The 18,158-nt window shown below is 52.5% G+C and carries 14 protein-coding genes; 8 read left to right on the top strand and 6 right to left on the bottom strand.

Annotation, left to right across the window (positions count from 1 at the left end; translation table 11 throughout):
• Window positions 1-18: 18 nt before the first annotated feature.
• Window positions 19-1,542: a T9SS type A sorting domain-containing protein gene (locus CRP01_RS14410; protein WP_099150766.1), complete on the top strand. Its 1,524-nt coding sequence runs from the start codon at window positions 19-21 to the stop codon at window positions 1,540-1,542.
• A gap of 276 nt (window positions 1,543-1,818) precedes the next feature.
• Here the strand turns inward: CRP01_RS14410 and CRP01_RS14405 are convergent, their stop codons facing one another.
• The 3 genes from CRP01_RS14405 to CRP01_RS14395 form a co-directional block, all read right to left on the bottom strand.
• On the bottom strand, window positions 1,819-2,454 hold the full coding sequence (locus CRP01_RS14405; protein ID WP_099150765.1) for a porin family protein: 636 nt from the start codon (window positions 2,452-2,454) through the stop codon (window positions 1,819-1,821).
• A gap of 229 nt (window positions 2,455-2,683) precedes the next feature.
• Window positions 2,684-3,241, bottom strand: a complete 558-nt coding sequence (locus CRP01_RS14400; protein WP_099150764.1) for a hypothetical protein — start codon at window positions 3,239-3,241, stop codon at window positions 2,684-2,686.
• Between the two features lie 431 nt (window positions 3,242-3,672).
• A complete protein-coding gene (locus CRP01_RS14395) occupies window positions 3,673-4,740 on the bottom strand; it encodes a CaiB/BaiF CoA transferase family protein (RefSeq protein ID WP_099150763.1) in 1,068 nt (355 codons plus the stop codon).
• Between the two features lie 21 nt (window positions 4,741-4,761).
• On the opposite strand from CRP01_RS14395, the gene CRP01_RS14390 reads away from it, so the two are divergent.
• The 6 genes from CRP01_RS14390 to CRP01_RS14365 all read left to right on the top strand — a co-directional run bounded on the left by CRP01_RS14390 (window position 4,762) and on the right by CRP01_RS14365 (window position 11,447).
• Complete coding sequence (locus tag CRP01_RS14390) at window positions 4,762-6,276, top strand: NAD(P)H-hydrate dehydratase (RefSeq protein WP_099150964.1); 1,515 nt, start codon at window positions 4,762-4,764, stop codon at window positions 6,274-6,276.
• A gap of 181 nt (window positions 6,277-6,457) precedes the next feature.
• Complete coding sequence (locus tag CRP01_RS14385; protein ID WP_099150762.1) at window positions 6,458-7,156, top strand: SIR2 family NAD-dependent protein deacylase; 699 nt, start codon at window positions 6,458-6,460, stop codon at window positions 7,154-7,156.
• Between the two features lie 3 nt (window positions 7,157-7,159).
• On the top strand, window positions 7,160-7,882 hold the full coding sequence (locus tag CRP01_RS14380; RefSeq protein WP_099150761.1) for a glycosyltransferase: 723 nt from the start codon (window positions 7,160-7,162) through the stop codon (window positions 7,880-7,882).
• Window positions 7,883-8,041: 159 nt separating this feature from the next.
• Window positions 8,042-8,959 carry an aldo/keto reductase gene (locus CRP01_RS14375; protein ID WP_317048816.1) on the top strand — a complete coding sequence of 306 codons (918 nt, stop codon included), beginning with the start codon at window positions 8,042-8,044 and terminating at the stop codon, window positions 8,957-8,959.
• A gap of 12 nt (window positions 8,960-8,971) precedes the next feature.
• Window positions 8,972-10,120: an NAD(P)/FAD-dependent oxidoreductase gene (locus CRP01_RS14370; protein ID WP_099150759.1), complete on the top strand. Its 1,149-nt coding sequence runs from the start codon at window positions 8,972-8,974 to the stop codon at window positions 10,118-10,120.
• A 61-nt stretch (window positions 10,121-10,181) separates the two neighbouring features.
• A complete protein-coding gene (locus CRP01_RS14365) occupies window positions 10,182-11,447 on the top strand; it encodes an arginine deiminase (RefSeq protein ID WP_099150758.1) in 1,266 nt (421 codons plus the stop codon).
• Window positions 11,448-11,463: 16 nt separating this feature from the next.
• Here CRP01_RS14365 and CRP01_RS14360 read toward each other — a convergent pair whose 3' ends face one another.
• The 3 genes from CRP01_RS14360 to uidA form a co-directional block, all read right to left on the bottom strand.
• Window positions 11,464-11,916 (bottom strand): TrmH family RNA methyltransferase, encoded by a 453-nt coding sequence (locus CRP01_RS14360; RefSeq protein WP_170110372.1) that lies wholly within the window; start codon window positions 11,914-11,916, stop codon window positions 11,464-11,466.
• A 136-nt stretch (window positions 11,917-12,052) separates the two neighbouring features.
• Window positions 12,053-13,642: an alpha/beta hydrolase gene (locus tag CRP01_RS14355; RefSeq protein ID WP_099150756.1), complete on the bottom strand. Its 1,590-nt coding sequence runs from the start codon at window positions 13,640-13,642 to the stop codon at window positions 12,053-12,055.
• A gap of 26 nt (window positions 13,643-13,668) precedes the next feature.
• Window positions 13,669-15,552 carry a beta-glucuronidase gene (gene uidA / locus CRP01_RS14350; protein ID WP_099150755.1) on the bottom strand — a complete coding sequence of 628 codons (1,884 nt, stop codon included), beginning with the start codon at window positions 15,550-15,552 and terminating at the stop codon, window positions 13,669-13,671.
• A gap of 404 nt (window positions 15,553-15,956) precedes the next feature.
• On the opposite strand from uidA, the gene CRP01_RS14345 reads away from it, so the two are divergent.
• Window positions 15,957-18,125 (top strand): caspase family protein, encoded by a 2,169-nt coding sequence (locus tag CRP01_RS14345; RefSeq protein WP_099150754.1) that lies wholly within the window; start codon window positions 15,957-15,959, stop codon window positions 18,123-18,125.
• Window positions 18,126-18,158: the final 33 nt, after the last annotated feature.

Raw genomic sequence — 18,158 nt, 5'->3', positions numbered from 1 at the left:
AACTCAAAAAAGTCCTTTATGAAAAAAATCAACCTATTACTGCTGTTGGGCTTGCTATGTGGTATACAGCTGCAGGCTCAGCGTTACCTTTCACCCGTTTTTGCAGGCGTTGAGGTTACTAGTGATATTACCTACGGGGTCAATGCGACGGTATTGTCGCTGCTCCTGGGCGATACGGAAGCGCGTCCGGAAGAGCTTAAGCTCGATGTCTATCAGCCGGCCGGAGACGATGAGACCAGCCGGCCTTTGGTGATTATCCTACATACCGGAAACTTTTTGCCACCACCACTGATCGGCGGATGTACCGGTACCCGCTTCGACGCAGCGGCCGTAAATCTGGCCAGTCGACTGGCGAGTATGGGCTACGTGGTTGCTTCGGCGGATTACCGTTTGGGCTGGAACCCGACGGATCCCAGTCAGGCCATCCGGGCTTACGGGATTATCAATGCCGCCTACCGGGGCGTACAGGATTCCCGTACCGCCATTCGGTATTTCAAAAAGACCGTAGCTGAAGACGGTAACCCTTACGGGATCGACTCTACCAAGATCGTACTCTGGGGTATTGGTACCGGCGGATATATCTCTCTGGCTTCGGCCACTTTGGATGATATCTCCGATACCTATATACCGAAATTCTTTTTCCAGACCCAGGCCGGTGCCGTACCTATGGTAAACGAAGGGATCAACGGTAATGTGGACGGTACTACTACCGGTATTGTCAATGCTCAGGCGGCAGCCCTGCTGCCTTTCCCGGAAGGTGATACCCTGAACTATCCGAACCACGTTGAATATTCCAGTGAATTCCAGCTCGGTGTGAATATGGGTGGTGCCCTGGGTGATACCAGCTGGATCGATAACACGGATATTCCCTTCATCTCCTACCACGTACCTACGGATCCCTTTGCACCCTGTGAGATCGGGATCGTAAACGTACCTCCTCCCGTAAACCTTCCCGTTGTCGAGGTGATGGGTAGTTGTGAGGTTCAGCCGGATTTCACGGAGGCCGGAGTAAACGCAGCTATTGATGCCGGTGGTCCTTACAATGACCAGATCTCAGAAATTGCTCGAAGCCGCAATGGCGGTATCGAAAGCCTGTACTTGTTCCCGAGTGATGATCCGACCGAAGGTGGACAATGGTCCTACTCTTTTGCATTGGAACCATACGGAGTACCGGGTTCTAACTGTGATACCAACTCCATACGGGCTAATGCTTATCTGGATACCATCATCGCGTACTATGCGCCACGTGCCTTCGCCGCACTGTCGCTGCCGGTGGCTACCCGTGACCTGATCCCTGCTTCGGAAGTAGGCCTGAAGATCGCACCCAACCCGGCTACGTCGCAGGTACTGATCCGTACCGCAGCGGAATTCCCGATCTCCGATATGCGTTTGTTCGACCTGAACGGTAAAATGGTAGAGCACAGAACGAACATCAACACCAATGAGATCCGGATGCAAAGGAACAATTTGCCGGCAGGTATTTATGTCGTCAAACTCAGGGTGAAAGATAAGATCGTGGCGCAGAAGCTGGTGTTTAACTAAGTTAAGCCGGCTTCACTTTCGGTCCGAACGTCCACACGGGCAATGCCTTAGCGTGACATTCGTAATACCGAAAGTATAGAAACGATCAACCGGATGGTTGGAAGGCCGATGTTTGGGCTTTTCAACCATCTGTTTTTTGTAACGGACCGTATCGGAATTTACAGGCTATCCGGACGGAGTATCCCGCATTACAAAGGGAGGAAATAATCCTTCCGTATCATTTGTCCCGGACTTTGATGGGAAAAGGAGATGAAGGGATTAACAATTACAACATGCTTATCTGTTCTCACCCCGGCTTAGGCTCAACGGCATCATCAGGCCAAGCGTGACAAAAACGCCCTCATTGTAGATCTCTCCCAAAGAAACGCCGTCGATATCCAGTACGCCCAGATAATAACGCAGGTCGGCAAAGATCCGGCGGTCCCGGTGGAGATCCGTTTCGATCCCGGCCCCTACGGCAAAACCGCCGTCCAGGCGATTCACAACCACCTCGTCAAAATCAATCCGTTCGCGGAATAATCGATAATCCTCAATGCCGTTGGCGTTGAATCGAAGGCCGTAGTTCACCTCAATACCGGCCAGACCGTAGAGCCGGACGGGCTCCCAATCCAGGCGAATTTTCATCATAATGGGTAAGGAAAGATAACTGATCTCGGCGGAGTTGTAATCGCGGTTGGCGGGTAGTTTTCGGAGCAGTTCCAGGTTGCGGCGCAGGATGAAGGCCGGGCCTCCGAAGAGAAAAACGTGCTCGGAGAGTTGCACTTCCAGGGGTAGCGCCACCCGAACCCCGGTAGATGGGGTCAAACCGCCTCCCCCGCCGATCCCCGCAAAAGTTTGTGCCCGCCCGACGGCACTAAAAGAAAGGGCAATCAGCAAAAAACAGCAAAAGAGAAGGTCGGCTTTTTTCATCATGGGTTCGGCGCATTTAGGAATGAGTATTAAACGATACGAAATACCTGATCAGTAACTGCCCTCCGGCCGGCATTTTTCACTACCCGGCAATTACTCATCATCTATCATTCATATATGACACCATTTAAACGGCGAATGGTCAATCGTAGTACGTTAAAATTTGAGTTTAAATAATATCCACTTCAAATTTTGTACCCGTTGACCATTCAACCTATTGCAACTCGGGGAATTATTTAAAGCCCATGCCCAGTCCAATACCGATCCAACCGGCACGGAAACCCTGGCCGCGGACGATCAGCGGATTCCAGTTGACCTGTAGCATCAGGCCAGACTTACGGGGTTGCAGCCGGTAGCCGAATGTCAGGAAGCCGCCCATGAGGGCCAGGCCTTCGCCCTGCACAAATTCGTGGTTGGAGAAATCACCCTGACCACTGGCGGTAGCGTATACGGGCAGCAGGCCGACGCCGGTGACCAATGAACTTCTACCCTTTCCAACCAGGTGGTTGACTTCCAGTGGGAAGGTAACCAGGCCTACGGTCAGATCGGAATCCTCGTCGTTCAGAGAGGTACTGAAACCACCGATGCCGGCCCGAAAGCCGAGGCCGTCCATCCGACCCTTTTGCAGGCGTACGTCAAAATTGACGCCATACAGGATGTTGCTGCCCAGGAGTTCCAGGTAAATGTTCTTGTGGCGGGTATCGAATTTGGGATTCGGGCGGTTCTGGCCCATCATCAGTAGAGGGAGTGCGAATAAAACAAAGAAGGCGATGATTGAATGCGTTTTCATTTTTAGGGTTTTAGGTGTGTCGAAAAATGTGGTAAACGCATGGATGTGTCGGCGCTCCCGGGGATGTGCCCAGAAATGAAAAATTTTCACAAAATCTTAACCAGTAATACTATGACGTTTCTGCAAAATGGTCGGAGAAGTAGACTAGCAGGCTTCGGAAAAAAAGGAAAGCATTCCCCCCGTCCCCCTATATCCCCAGGGCTATTCAGTTCTATAAAAACGCAATGCGAATTTTTCAATTACAATGTCAAGCACAATAGCAAGTAAAAGGCAGCTTTCTGCTCCGATTTTGACCTTTTCGCCTGATTTTGAGTTATTGAAATTGCTATTGCCATTGAAATTGCTATTTTTTAAATTCAATAATTTGAGAACTGAACAGCCCTACCCTATATCCCGATCACCAAATCTCCCCATCTCCTCTTCACCTTGGTCTAGCTGATCTGAAATACCGCCGTACGCACCCGTTTCCCGCCCTGATCGTCATCCAGTACCAATGTCTGAACTTCCGGATCTGCAAACACTTCTTCCATGTTGCGTACCCGGCCGAAAGGAACCTGACGTGCGTGGAACTGAGCTTCCACGGCCGGCAGATCCATACCGGCAATCGCCTCTTCTAAATACTCATTGAGGGCCGTCCGATGCTGGACGCGCTGCTCGTTGCTGCTGAATCGTTGATCTTCGGCCAGTGCTTCCAGCTGCAAAGCCAGACAAAGCGAATGGAATTGTTTATCGTTACCCACCGCCAGTACGATCTGCCGCCCATCCGCCGTGGTGAAAATATCGCCGTAGGGCGCGATATTCGGATGCCGGCTCCCCATACGCTGTGGAATGTGCCCGGCCACCAGCCAGTTACTCGCCTGATTGGCCAACGAAGCCACCGCCGCATCGCGCAGAGAGACGCTGACCAAAGCTCCGGTGCCCTGCCGCTCTTTTTGGAGCAGGGCCAGCAGAATGCCTTCTTTCAGCTGATGGGCCGCCAGGAGGTCGATCAATGCCACCGGCATCCGGGAGGGAGCCCGGTCAGGGTCACCGGTCATGTAGAGAAAGCCGGCTTCTGCCTGCAGGACGATATCAAAAGCCGGCTTATCGGAGTTTTCCCCGAACCCGGTGATCTGCCCGAAGATCAGTCCCGGAAATTGCCCGCGGAGCTGATCGGGAGCAAAGCCCATCTTCCGGGCCGAATCCGGGCGAAAATTGCTGATCACCACGTCCGCCCGGGAGATCCAGTCCATCGCCAGGGTATGATCTGCGTCATTGCTCAGGTCCAGAAAGTGTACTTCCTTGCCCCAGTTTATACTGTGGTAATAAGCGGAGGCCGCACTTTGGGGATCTTCGGAAGGTAATTTCCAGCGGCGGGTAACATCTCCGCCGGTTTTTTTGTTCTCAATTTTGATCACCCGGGCGCCCAGTTCGGCAAAGAACATGCCGACGGCCGGTCCGGCCAGCACACTAGCCAGTTCGACCACCAGAAGATCCTTAAATATTTGATTTTTCCGCATTCAACCTTTTATTTTAAGCGCATGAAAATACTTACCGCCCAGCAAACCCGAGACGCAGATGCCTACACCATCCAGCACGAGCCCATTCCCTCCATCGACCTCATGGAGCGGGCCTCCACCGTATTCACCGATTGGTTCTGCGAGCAGTTTCCCATGCGACACCAAATGGTGCACGTCTTCTGCGGGACCGGCAACAACGGTGGCGACGGACTGGCGGTAGCCCGGATGCTGCACGCGCGAAAGTACGATCTTCAGCTAAGTATTTGCCGGTTTAGTGAAACGGGCAGTGAAGACTTCCGGGAAAATCTGGAACGACTCCGGTCACTCCGGGACATCGAAATCCGGGAGATCAGAGAAGACGATCCGTTGCCGGCACTGGAGGGTACCGCCATCGTGATCGACGCCATCTTCGGTTCGGGCCTCAACCGGCCGGTAAGCGGTTACTGGGCCCGGCTTTTTGAGCACATCAATGAATCCGGCGCGGCCATCGCTTCCATAGATATCCCTTCCGGGCTGTTTGCCGATGAGGCCTCTAAAGGAGCATACATCCAGGCCGACCGCACCTTGACTTTCGAACTGCCCAAACTGGCTTTTTTGTTCCCGGAAAACCAGAACGCCGTCGGTAACTGGACACACCGCAGCATCGGCCTAGCCCCGGATTTTTTAGAAAAAGTAGAAACGGACAATTATTACATTGACCGGGAAATGGTGGCGGGTCTATTCCGAAAACGGGAAAAATTTGACCATAAAGGCACCTTCGGCCACGCCCTGCTCGTAGCCGGCAGCTACGGAAAAGTCGGCGCGGCTATTCTGAGCGCCCGGGCGGCGCTACGCAGCGGACTGGGACTGCTCACCATCCACGCTCCTCGCTGTGCGTACGAGATCCTGCAGATCAGCATCCCCGAAGCGATGGTCAGTATCGACCGGCACCGCCACTATATCAGCGAATGGCCCCAGCTGGATAGCTACGATACGGTGGGGATCGGACCGGGTATCGGGCAGGGACAAATGACGAAAGAGGCAATCCTACCACTGATCGAATCCGCCGAAATGCCCATCGTACTGGATGCCGACGGACTTAATATCCTTTCGAAAAATCCGGACTATTTCGGGAAACTGCCGGCCAATTCCATTCTCACGCCCCATCCCAAAGAGTTTGAACGGCTGTTCGGGCCTACCGAAAATAACTTCGAGCGCAACCAGTTGCAGCGGGACATGGCCGCCAGGTACGGAATTATCATTGTCCTGAAGGGAGCCCATACGTGCATTGCCCTACCGGACGGCAATTGCTATTTTAATTCTACCGGCAATCCGGGTATGGCTACCGGTGGCAGCGGCGATGTGCTCACCGGTATTCTCACCGGTTTGCTGGCCCAGCAGTATTCGGCGCAGTCGGCGGCCATCCTTGGGGTCTACCTGCACGGACTGGCCGGAGATATGGCGGTAAAGAAACTGGAATCCCACGCCCTGGTCTCCGGGGACCTGATCAAGTTCCTGGGCAAAGCTTTTCTTTCGCTGCATGCGGACCGCACGTAACTCCGACTTCCAGTCGGAGCTGCGACCTAGCCTGGCACCGACTGGAAGTCGGTGCAACGGAAGTAGGTGCAGCGAAAACATTCTCCGACCGGAAGTGGGGGTTACGAGAAATTTCCTCATTTTTGAACCTGTTTTGTTCCACGGGACGTTGTTGGGATAGAAATATTGAAAACGCATAGTTATGGAAAAACAAAGTGTGGTAGTGCTATCGGGTGCGGGAGTCAGTGCGGAAAGTGGTATCAAGACCTTCCGTGATGCCGACGGGCTGTGGGAAGGTCACGACGTGATGGAGGTCGCTACTCCGGACGGCTGGCGCAGAAACCGCGATCTCGTGCTGGATTTTTACAACCAGCGACGAAGACAATTGAAAGAAGTATTGCCCAATCAGGCGCATTTTGCATTGGTGGAACTGGAAAAGCAGTACGATACGCACGTAGTAACGCAAAACGTAGATGACCTGCACGAAAGAGCGGGCAGTTCCCAGGTGGTTCACCTGCACGGCGAATTGATGAAGGCCCGCAGTTCCGTCGATCCACGACTGGTATACGACTGGCCCAAAGATATCCTGCCGACGGATAAATGCGAGCGGGGTAGCCAACTTCGACCACACGTGGTCTGGTTCGGTGAAGACGTTCCTATGCTGACTAAAGCCGCGGCCCTGGTGGCCGAAGCACACCATGTGATCATTGTCGGTACTTCCATGCAGGTGTACCCTGCGGCCGGACTGGTGGGTATTGCTCCGACCGATGCGCAGATCTTCTACGTAGACCCTAAGCCCACCATCAACTACGAGTTGAGTATGATCCCCAATCTGACCGTGATCGCGGAGAAAGCTACCGTCGGAATCCGCATGGTGGTGGACCAACTTCTAGAAATGTAATTCATGACTTTCGATATTACCATTCCGGTACTGAATGAGGAGGCCAGCCTGCAACAACAGGTCGGCAAGCTCCACGATTTTGTATCCGCGCATTTTCCGGATACGGAGCAGTGGCAGATCATCATTGCGGATAACGGGTCTACGGATCAAACGGAAACGCTGGGTCGGGCACTAGAGTCGACTTTTACCAATGTCCGCTTTCTAAAGGTCCCCGACCGGGGAGTTGGACTGGCGCTAAAGACCAGTTGGTCCCAATCCCGGGCCGAGATCGTCGGGTACATGGATCTGGACCTGGCTACCGGCCTGGATCACTTCCTGGAAGCTTACCGGGCCATCGTGGAAAAAGACTACGACCTGGTATACGGGACCCGCTTGCATCCCCGCTCCCGGGTGATCGGTCGTACGCTAAAACGGGAGATCAGTTCCCGGGTATTCAATTGGATGCTGCGTAATTATCTTCGGGTCGGGTTCTCGGATGGCATGTGTGGTTTTAAATGGCTCAAACGGGAGCATTATCCGGCCCTCTACGAAAAGGGAGCGCAGAATAACGGCTGGTTCTTTTCTACCGAATTGCTGACCGTTGCCGAATGGCTGAATCTGCGGATCAAGGAGTTACCGGTGGTCTGGACGGATGATGTCAGCAGCAGCCGGGTGGAGATCTGGCCGCTGGCTAAAAAGTATATGCAGGCGATGCGAGAGTTGAAGGGGAAAAGGTTGAGAAGTTGAAAGGTTGAGACGTTGAAATGTTGAGATGTTTGAAATGTTGAGATGTTTGAAAGCTTGGCCTGTTTTAGGCATTATCTCTGTAATTTGGGAATCACTTGCAGGCAGCCGGGGCATCAATTCTCCGGTAATATTGATATTTTGTCCGCGAATCCTAAATAAATATTCAATTCTATCGGACCTTCAATCATACTCGGGACGGCCATGTGGGGCTGGACACTCAGCAAAGCGGAGTGCTTTCAGCTTATGGATGAATTCTACCGAATGGGCGGCCGGCAGGTAGATGCGGCTACCAATTATCCGATCAACAAAATTCCCACCGATTTCCGCGCGGCGGAGCAGATCTTACTGGAGTGGATCGGAACCCACGGCATTACCGACCTGGAAGTGATCATGAAGGTCGGCAGTATCAATAACCTGCGAACCCCTGATCACAATCTGAGCAAAAGTTTTCTTCTGCTCAATCTGGATGATTACCGCCACCGATTCGGCTCCAATCTGGATACCTTTATGATCCACTGGGATAACCGGGACGATCGGACGGAGATCGAACGGAGCCTGGAGGTACTCGAAATTGCCGTACAAGACGGCCTGCAGGCGGGTTTATCCGGGATCAGACATCCCGATATTTACGCCGGACTGAACGAGGCATTCCAACTCGATTTCCGAATACAGGTGAAGCACAATCTTTTTCAATCCGATCTGGACCGCTATGCTCCACTGCAGGACCATGCCCGTTTCCTCGCCTACGGCATCAATGCCGGTGGCGTGAAGCTGCGCACCGACCACTACCGGCCGGAAAGCAACCTGATCGTTCGGGGAGGAAGCGCCGGCACTACCCCACTCCACACCAAACTGGAAAGCCTGATCCCGCACTGGAACCAGCGGGATGTACCCGAATCCATCCGCAATTTCAATCAGATCAGTATGATCTACGCGTACCACCATCCGAAAATTAATGGTATTTTGATCGGTCCTTCCCGGATAGACCAGTTGCAAAGCAGCCTTCATTTTTTTGGACTGCTGGCCGGGGATGCCTATCGGCCCGTATACCAGTCCCTGCTGGACATTCAGAACTGATGATCCAATAACGTGAACCCACAAGCAATCCAATACGACTTTGCCGTTATCGGTGGCGGCCTGTTCGGCTGCTACGCGGCCCTGTACCTGGCGGGCAAAGGACAACGGGTGCTGCTGATCGAAAAAGAAGCGGAACTGCTGCGCAAAGCTTCCATCGTTAATCAGGCCCGACTGCACGCTGGCTACCATTACCCACGCAGTGTGGCTACGGCCGTGATGTCCGACGATAACCGCCTGCGGTTCGCGGCGGAACACCGGCCTTTCATCAACGGTCACTTCGATAAATACTACGCCATCGACCGGCACGGCTCCTTTACCGATAGCGTGCAGTTTGAACGCTTCTGCGAACACATCGGCCTGCCCTACCAGCGGATCGCCGCCCAGCCCCTTTTCAATTTTGATCGCATCGAGGCGCTTTACCTCACCCGGGAAGAAACGTTTGATCCCATTTTAATCGCACAGTACTACCGGCAAAAACTCCGGGCGGAAAAACGGATCGAGCTGTACCGGCAAACCACCGTCATCCGGGCGGAACCCGCAGCGGACCACTGGAAATTGCAACTGCGAACCGGCGGAGAAGATCACGGAGCGATGATCTCTGCCGGGCAGGTGATCAACGCTACTTATGCCGCCAGCAATGCCGTCAACCGGGTGTTTGGACTGGAATCCATCGATCTGATGCACGAGATCTCCGAAATGGCCTTCGTTACTTCGCCTCAGCTGAAAAACCTCGGGCTTACGGTCATGGATGGACCTTTTGCTTCGCTGATGCCCTACGGCCTGTCCGGTTTGCTTTCTTTATCCTCGGTAGCGTATACCCACCACAAGGTGTCTTACGCGGCTATGCCGACCTTTGACTGCCAGGAACTGCGCATGGATTGCCGGCCGGATTTTGTGGCCAATTGTACGGATTGTGCTTACCGGCCCGCCTCTAATTACCGAAAGATGATCAGCCAGATCCGGCAATATTTTCAGGAGGACGTGGACTTCCATTACTTTCGGTCCTTCTATACCGTAAAAAGCAAATTGAAGGCCAATTACATCGACGACGGTCGCCCCACCGAAATCGCCGTCATGCGGGAAAATCCTCGATTTTATTGCATATTTGCCGGAAAGATCAATTCGATCTACGAAATCGAAAAGATCGTTGAAGTCGCTTAGAGCGTGTTTTAGCCAGTAAGCAGTTTTAAGACATGCTCCCAAATTACAATGCCCAACCACGATGAGTCAAACCAAAATTGAAGTCCACTCGGAAATAGATCCGTTACAGCGCGTACTCGTCCACCGACCGGACAAAGGTACCGCCCGCATTTCGCCCAAGTACGCCGAAGAATTACTGTTCGATGATATAGTCTACCTGCCGCGTATGCAGGAGGAGCACGATGTGTTCGTCGAAGTCCTGGAAGCCTTCCTCGGCGAAGGGAACGTTCTGGAGATGGAAACCCTGCTGCAGGAAGCCCTGAGCCACGATGAGGAAGCCAAAAAGGAAATGCTGGAAATGATCGTTTCCGACGAAGAACTGCCTTCCAGTGTCAAGGAACTGCTTTACAGCTTAAGTGCTGAGGCCCTGACCCAGGTCCTGATCACCGGCTATTACGAACCGGAGGATTACTTTCTCTTTGATCCCATTCCCAATTTCATTTTCACACGGGATATCGCCTTTGTGGTCAACGATCACCTGGTGATCACCAAAGCGGCCAAGGAAGCGCGGTCGCGGGAGAATTTCCTGACGCGCTTTATCATCTGGGCCCATCCGATCTTCCAGAATTTGCAAAAAGAAAACAAAGTCGTCAACCTCAACAAAGTGGACCTATTCCCCCGCTCCAAAAAGGGAGAACCGGTTTCGCTGGAAGGCGGTGACGCCATGCTGCTGCATCCGGATTATCTGCTGATCGGAGCCAGCGAGCGGACCACTCCGCACGCTATCCGCTCCCTCGCCCAGGCGCTTTTTGAGAAGAACGTAGTGAAAAATGTAGTACAGGTCAATATTCCGAACGATCGTTCCTTTATGCACCTGGATACCATTTTCACCCAGATCAATACCCGGGATTTTGTCTGCTACAAACCGATCATTGTGGATGGAATGAGTTCTAATCTGGACGTATTCCGCCACGACGGCAGCACGGACACCTATCTGTCCGTCAAGAGCTTTATCGAAGCGGAGATCTGCCCGGATGCACGTTTCCTGCTCAGCGGGAACGGAGAATCCCCCTACCAGGAACGTGAACAGTGGACGGACGGCTGCAACCTGGTCGCCCTGCGCCCGGGTGTCGCCGTAACCTACGACCGAAATCCCCGCACGGAATTGTCCTTCAAAGAGGCCGGCTACCGCGTCGTACACGCCTACGATCTGTTGAAAGCTTTTAAGGACGGGATTATCTTACCCAGTGAAGTTAAAAATACGATCATCACCCTGCCATCCAGTGAGTTGTCTAGGGCCCGCGGCGGTTCCCACTGTATGACCTGTCCGATCGAACGCGGCGGTTAGATGGTGCTGATGACCGTTATAGCAGTTTCCGGCTCAGCGCATAAATAGCAATCCCGCAGGCCTGAATCACATTCATGGAGGTGTTCCGGCCGTACATGGGAATGTGTACGGCCGCGTCCAACACGGCCAGGGTATCGGGATGAAGCCCCTGGCTTTCCGCACCGATCACCAACGCCAGGGGATGTTCTGCATCGGGCGTAAACCGGTCGATCGGCTCACTCGTATCGGTAATTTCCAAGCCAATAATCCTATAGTTTTCCGCCCGAAGTTTTTCAATGGCGGCAAGCGTCGAGGTGTGGTATTCGAAAGGCACGAACTGATCGGTGGAACGGGCCGTTTTACTGATCCGCTTGTGCGGTGGCCGCGGGCTCTGCCCGCATAAGTACAGGCCGGCCACCCCCAGCGCGTCCGCCAGCCGGAAGAGGGCACCAATATTCAAAGGATCACTGACATCCTGGGCGACGATCACCAGCGGGAATCGCCGATCTTCATTCTTTACCTGTTCGTGCGTTAATTGTTTGATAATTTCAAGATTTGCCTGAACACAAACTTAACACTTATCTCCATCTTCGGCTTTACCGCCCCTCCAAATTTTAGAGACTGTTTTATCGGGTTTCATACTCCCGGGATAATACCCAGTCCCGCAAATTCTCCGGATATACGACATGATCAAAGCCCTGCTTGTTGTAGGTGCCCTCCACCAGGCGCCCCCGCAACTGGTAGTTATCTCCGGGATTTAACCGGCTTCGGTAGACCAGTTTACCGGCTTTGATATCGGCTTCGGGTCCGTAATATGGCTGATCGAAAAAGTACCAGTAAGTGAGTTTGGTGGTGGAGTGATCGGTCTCACCCCAGTAGTGATAAAGATGGGTCGGGAAACCCGTCAGACGGATGTTCTCGGCGATCCATTCGTCCGACCAGCCGGCGGTTTTATAATGGGCCATGGCCTTCTGGTAGGTTTCGATATTGTCCGTATCCTTTTCGCCGTCGAAAACCCAGATGCTCAATCCGTTTTTGGCGGCATCCTGCCACTCCTTATCGGTCCATCTTCCCGCAAACATCCGTGCCCCGGCAATTCCATTCCCCATAGAGCCATTATTGAGGATGAGGGTATTGATCAGTCCCGGATAGGTAGCCGCGAGCGTATTGCAGGCGAAGGTACCGCGTGAATTGCCGGTCAAAGTAATGGCTTCGGGATCGGCATTGTAATTTTGGATGAAATACTGGATCACATTATGATCATCCTCATAAAACCGGTATTCCTCGCCGCCGGTATGGCTTCGGTCGTGGATGTTCAATACAATCGCGCCATTATCCATCCAGCGGAAGGCGGAACCGTCAAAGTTGAGGCCGGTCCCGAAATTGTGGGTGCCGTCCTCGTGTTTCCAATACGAAGTCCCGTAGCCGGTAATGGTGATGATCAGCGGGTACTTAGCTGCGCGATTGCGATCGAAATCATCCGGGAAGTAGGCCCATCCCCGCACATATTTATCTCCATCCGTAGCCGTTGTGGGAACGGCTATCTCCAATGCTTCGAAAGTTTGAAACCCGTTTTCACCGTAGTTGGCGTCGATCGTTGGCAACCAGAGCCCATTCGTATCATAGTGCCCGTTTGCATCAGCCAGGCTGGCGGCATCGGTTTCCGACTCACCGGCGTGGTAAAATTTCAATTCCAGACTGGGTCGGGTCTGGTATCCATCCCGGGTGGTATTGGCCTTATAAGGCGCTTCATCCGTTTCGCCAAAATGGATCGTACCATCCACCGCCCGGTACCAGGGTCCGGTAGCGTACAGGCCGATCGGATTTTTGGTGCGGGCGCCATCCGCATCGTCTCCGATGTAGTTCAGACTATTATCTTCCGAGGCCTCCGTGGCCGTCGTGATGTTCAGGGTAACTACCTGGTCATTTACATCAATTGAGGCGATAGTAGCCCGCGCAAAATCCGGATGGGCGTATCCGCGATCCAGCAGGACGAAACTATCGGCCGTTAACTGCGAAAGGTCCACCCGATCTTCGTAGGCGATCTCCACCTTAGTCAGTTTCTGACCGTACCAGGTGAGGTCGGTATAGGCCTGAATGCTTTTGACCTTATCCATGGCCGGCCGGTCCAGCGGTTGCTGACAGGTTACAAATAAAACGATAAGTGATAGCGATAAAAATTTTACCGAAAGCAGTCCGTTACGTAAGGATTTCATAATTGATCTGGGTTTTAGACAGTGATCTATTCCTTCGCCTTATTCCATCGCTCCCGCAATAAGTGAGCCGCCAGTTTAGGTTTACGATCCTGGGTAAATACGCCTTTGAGGTTCATACCGCCCACGCGCATAAGCGCCTGACCGGTCCGGAAATCAGCAAAATTCCAGACGTGCATGCCGACCACGTAGTCTTTGGCATCCGCCACATCCAGATAGGACGCGATCATCTTCCGCTGGAATTCTTCGGAATAGATCTCATCCTCCGTAGCGTGCATACCCGCGATCGCATCGGCACCAAATTCGGTCACCATGACCGGCTTTTTGAAGGTCTCATGGATCTTATCCATTTCACCGCCAAAATAGCGCAGTCCCAGCGGCAGATTGCCTACATTGGTATACCAGCCGAAGTAACGGTTGATCAGGATCACATCGGAGAGATCCAGCCAGGCGGTCGGGCCGCCCATAACGCCCACGAAAGCCGCCAACCTCGTCGGGTCTTTTTCTTTTGCCTGCCGGATGAGTCCCTCCAGAAAATCAATCGCGACATCACTCTCCGCCGTTTCCTTCGCCTGTCCGGTAAAACCGCCACCGCCCAAATTTTCGGGAAAGGGTTCATTGGCCACACACCACATAATGACCGACGGATGGTTTTTATCCCTGGCGATCAACTCATCCAGGTACTGGCTGCACAGAGCTTTTCTTTTGGCCACGTTTTCCGCTTCATCGTAAAAGACCAGCCCCACGGCCGGAATTTCGTCAATGATTAGAAAGCCCTCGCGGTCGGCCATTTTGTAGAATTCTTCATCGTACGGGTAGTGAGAAGTACGGAAAGAATTCGCGCCCGTCCACTTCATTAACTCAAAATCCTTGACCATCACCGGATAGGCCGAACCCCGTCCGTAGATGGGAAAATCCTCGTGTTTGCCAAAGCCCTTAAGGTAGATCGGTTCGCCGTTCAGGAGAATAGCTTTCTCGGTAACCGCGATCGTTCTTACGCCGGTTTGCGTGGCGTAGCTGTCGATAGTATTGCGGTCTCCGATCTTCACGGAAACCTCGTAGAGCGCCGGGTTTTCCGGCGACCATAATTCCACATTCGGGATCTCAATATTTGCCGTGGCCGCGTCGCCGGTAAAGGTGATGGCTTGTTCCACATTTACCCCGTGGCCGGAGATGGTGACCGTACCCTTCCGCGCGGATCCACGCTTTTCCACCTGCACCGCTACCTTGCCTGTCGTGGATTCAAAATCGGTAGTGATGGTAATATCCTGAATGGCTGCGGTCTGGGGAGTGGTGTACAACCAAACCGCCCGCTGCAGACCGGCAAAGGGAAAGAAATCGTAGCTGGTGGCCGGGAAGTTATTAAAGGGTCCACCCTTTACATTGCCGGTCGGCACCCGGTCCGGTTTCAATTCATTTTCAATCTGAATACTGATGCGGTTTTGCCCGTCCCATTTCACCAGTGAAGTAATGTCGAAGGCAAAAGGGATATGGCCGCCTTCGTGTTGCCCCAGCGGCGTACCGTTGATCCAGATCTTTGCCAAATAATTGGCGGAGCCCACCCGGATAAAAATGCGTTCCTCCTTCCAGGCGGCCGGCACAAAAGTTTCGGTCTCATACCAGGCAAGCCCGAGGTAATTATGGGTATCATTGAACTGGTCATTCCAGCTACCGGGAACCGCGATGGACCGATAATCGGATAGGCCGTTAAACCAGCCTTCCTGCTCGCCTACGCCCGTTTCATCGAGTTTGAACTTCCAGATCCCCGACAGGTCCATTCTATTTCTCTGCTCGTTCTGTACGGGGAAGAGAGCTATATCCGCGGGAGCCGCGTTTGGAAAGGTTTGGGCACCGGCAGGGATTCCGATACATAGAATAAGCCCAAGAAAATACAGTTGTAATTTCGTTCTCATGAATTTCGTTGTTTAATAGTTGGCAATCAGGGAAAGGGTTTCGCCGTACATTCGCTTCTCCCGGCTTCGTTCGCTCCAAAGTTGGGGAAATGTTATTACAATTAATTACACACAACAATCAGAAGCCTACAAAAATCAAACAATCCACCCTGTACGTGGACCGTCCCACAGCTTGACGGACCGAATTCATGCCTGACATGAGCTATTTCAACGGTGCACATCCGGGCAATTGATCCACAAAAAATAGCCGGTGAATACCACCACGGTCCATTTCAGGAATAAGGGCAGTCGTTGCAACACAATCACGTATAAACCGTAGCAATGAAGAGAGAAGAAGATCCAAAGAGAATTTTCCTAAAATTTCTATATTTATCGCTCATTATCAGATCCTGAAGGTTTTTTAAATGGCAAACAAGGGAATCGGACTTGATCCGGGACAGCTTTCGTACGTGCGGGGACAAACCCATCTTTTGGTGATTGCCATTGATGCCTACCGGCATTGCCCACCCCTGTACAATTGTGTGAAGGATGCCAGGGACCTGATTACCGTGTTGACCGAAAAATATGGGGTGCTGCCCGAAAATACCACGACCCTGTTTAACGAAGCGGCTACCCGGGATAACATTTACGAGGCTTTTGAAAAAATGGTGTCCGAAGTGCACGCACCGGATAATCTCTTGATCTATTTTTCCGGACACGGTGAGTACAACAAAAGCTTTCAACAAGGTTATTGGATACCCGTTAACGCCGAACAGGGCCGTACTTCCCAATATATTCCCAACAGTGAGATCAGGATCTTTCTCAGTGCCATTCCAGCCCATCACATTTTCCTGATGGCCGACTCCTGCTTTTCCGGGTCACTTTTTGCCCAGGGTGCCGACCGCTTTATGAGTAAACGATACGAATCGGATCCTTCCCGCTGGGGACTGACTTCCGGACGGAATGAGATCGTTTCGGATGGGAAACCGGGAGACAACAGTCCTTTTGCAGAGAGTCTGTTGTACCGGCTACGGCAAAATTCCGGAGCCATCGGAGTGCAGGAATTATGTGCCCAGGTTGTTGAGTATGTGCAAAGTAATGCCGATCAAAGCCCGATTGGTGAGCCCTTAAAGATATCGGGTCATAAAAATGGACAGTTTGTTTTTCATCTCCTGAAAAATGCCAAAAGAGACTGGGCATCGACCCGGCAAACGGATACCCTGGAGGCTTATCAGGCCTATCTTTCCACTTATCCGGATAGCGAAAACAGCGCTGCAGCGAAAGATAAGATCCGGGAGTTACAGGAAATTAAAGACTGGGAACAGGTCAAAACCGAGCACACCATTTTTTCCTATAGTCGCTACCTCAGCAAATATACGGATGGGCAATTCGAGGAGGAAGCCAGACTCGCGCTCCGCCGTTTGGAAGACGATCAGAGTTGGGAACGGGCCCGGAAACAGGGTACCCTGTCCGCCATGTACGATTATCTGGATAAGCATCCTGACGGTCAATATATAGCGGTTGCCAAAAAACATATTGCCAGCTTAATTGAAGACCAGCGAAAAACCGGAGATACACCGACGGAGCGAAAGCCTGCCCCTGCATCGAGGACCATAGCGCCCACCAAAACGGCTAGTGCTGAAACAGGCCCTAAACAAAAGAAAAAAGAGCCGACAACTACTTCCGGCCTCACCACGCAGTTGAAGGCGATCGGGGGAGGGATATTATTGATCCTGTTGTTCTTCATCGGCAAACAGATCACCAAACTAGGTTCCGGCAACAATCAGAAGGCAAAAGAGCCGACTTCGCAGGAAGCTACCCGGGAAGATAATGGAAAAATAGACCTGACTACCGACCTTTCTAACTTTGGGAATAAGGAGGAAAATCCAGGCGGAACTGCTCCGGCGGAAAGGGCTGGACCGCGGGCGGTGGTTAGTCTGGCCGGTTTCAGGGGGCAGGTCAACCTACAGAATATCAAATCCAATCCGGAACTGGTCATACACTGTCGCTTTACAGATTGCCAGTGTACCGTGAAAAGCTTCACCCTTACGCAGGTATCCGGTGCCAGGGACGGGCAGATCGTTTACAATACCGGGGGTAAATTAAACGATCGGTCCCGACAACTCCTCTCTATTGGGAGTCCGGGAGACCTGTATTATTTCAGTGACATTAGGGTGGCTTGCAATGACAATCTGCAAACCAAAACGGTGGGTGATTTCTCCGTCAAGCTCTCCCGGGTCTTGAGTGGGCTGAAGATTAAGTCGATCCCGCTGACCGCAATAATTGGTCTTCCGGGCTTACGTCCGGGGCCGGTAGATGGGAAAGCGTTTATTGAAAAGTTGGGATTAGCCGCAAAAAAAGAGGACTGCGCAAGTGATTGCAATTGCGGCGTGGACTATTTCTCCCTGACCCATGTCCCTGCGAATGGCAAACCGACCACCATCACCAACAAAGGCGCTTTTTATTCCGCTGAGGCTTTAGCGCTGATCCGCAAAGCAGCCAGTGGCGACCACTATTACTTCACCGATATTGTACTGAAATGCAACAATAGTATGGTGACGAACAACAACAGCCTCCATTTTCTGATCAATTAGTCAAGTAGCCGTTGGTGCTCTGCACACGGTCAG

Source organism: Flavilitoribacter nigricans DSM 23189 = NBRC 102662, assembly GCF_002646595.1.
In the GTDB taxonomy this organism is placed as follows: Bacteria; Bacteroidota; Bacteroidia; order Chitinophagales; family Saprospiraceae; genus Flavilitoribacter; species Flavilitoribacter nigricans.
The sequence above is the reverse complement of the archived record's forward strand: the minus strand, read 5'-3'. Positions and strand labels throughout refer to the sequence as shown.

Excerpts from the sequence above, each read along its gene's own strand:
- CRP01_RS14400 (WP_099150764.1), bottom strand. The coding sequence starts at position 3,241 with ATGAAAACGCATTCAATCATCGCCTTCTTTGTTTTATTCGCACTCCCT.
- uidA (WP_099150755.1), bottom strand. The coding sequence starts at position 15,552 with ATGAGAACGAAATTACAACTGTATTTTCTTGGGCTTATTCTATGTATC.
- CRP01_RS14355 (WP_099150756.1), bottom strand. The coding sequence starts at position 13,642 with ATGAAATCCTTACGTAACGGACTGCTTTCGGTAAAATTTTTATCGCTA.
- CRP01_RS14395 (WP_099150763.1), bottom strand. The coding sequence starts at position 4,740 with ATGCGGAAAAATCAAATATTTAAGGATCTTCTGGTGGTCGAACTGGCT.
- CRP01_RS14385 (WP_099150762.1), top strand. The coding sequence starts at position 6,458 with ATGGAAAAACAAAGTGTGGTAGTGCTATCGGGTGCGGGAGTCAGTGCG.
- CRP01_RS14410 (WP_099150766.1), top strand. The coding sequence starts at position 19 with ATGAAAAAAATCAACCTATTACTGCTGTTGGGCTTGCTATGTGGTATA.
- CRP01_RS14405 (WP_099150765.1), bottom strand. The coding sequence starts at position 2,454 with ATGATGAAAAAAGCCGACCTTCTCTTTTGCTGTTTTTTGCTGATTGCC.
- CRP01_RS14380 (WP_099150761.1), top strand. The coding sequence starts at position 7,160 with ATGACTTTCGATATTACCATTCCGGTACTGAATGAGGAGGCCAGCCTG.
- CRP01_RS14345 (WP_099150754.1), top strand. The coding sequence starts at position 15,957 with ATGGCAAACAAGGGAATCGGACTTGATCCGGGACAGCTTTCGTACGTG.
- CRP01_RS14390 (WP_099150964.1), top strand. The coding sequence starts at position 4,762 with ATGAAAATACTTACCGCCCAGCAAACCCGAGACGCAGATGCCTACACC.
- CRP01_RS14365 (WP_099150758.1), top strand. The coding sequence starts at position 10,182 with ATGAGTCAAACCAAAATTGAAGTCCACTCGGAAATAGATCCGTTACAG.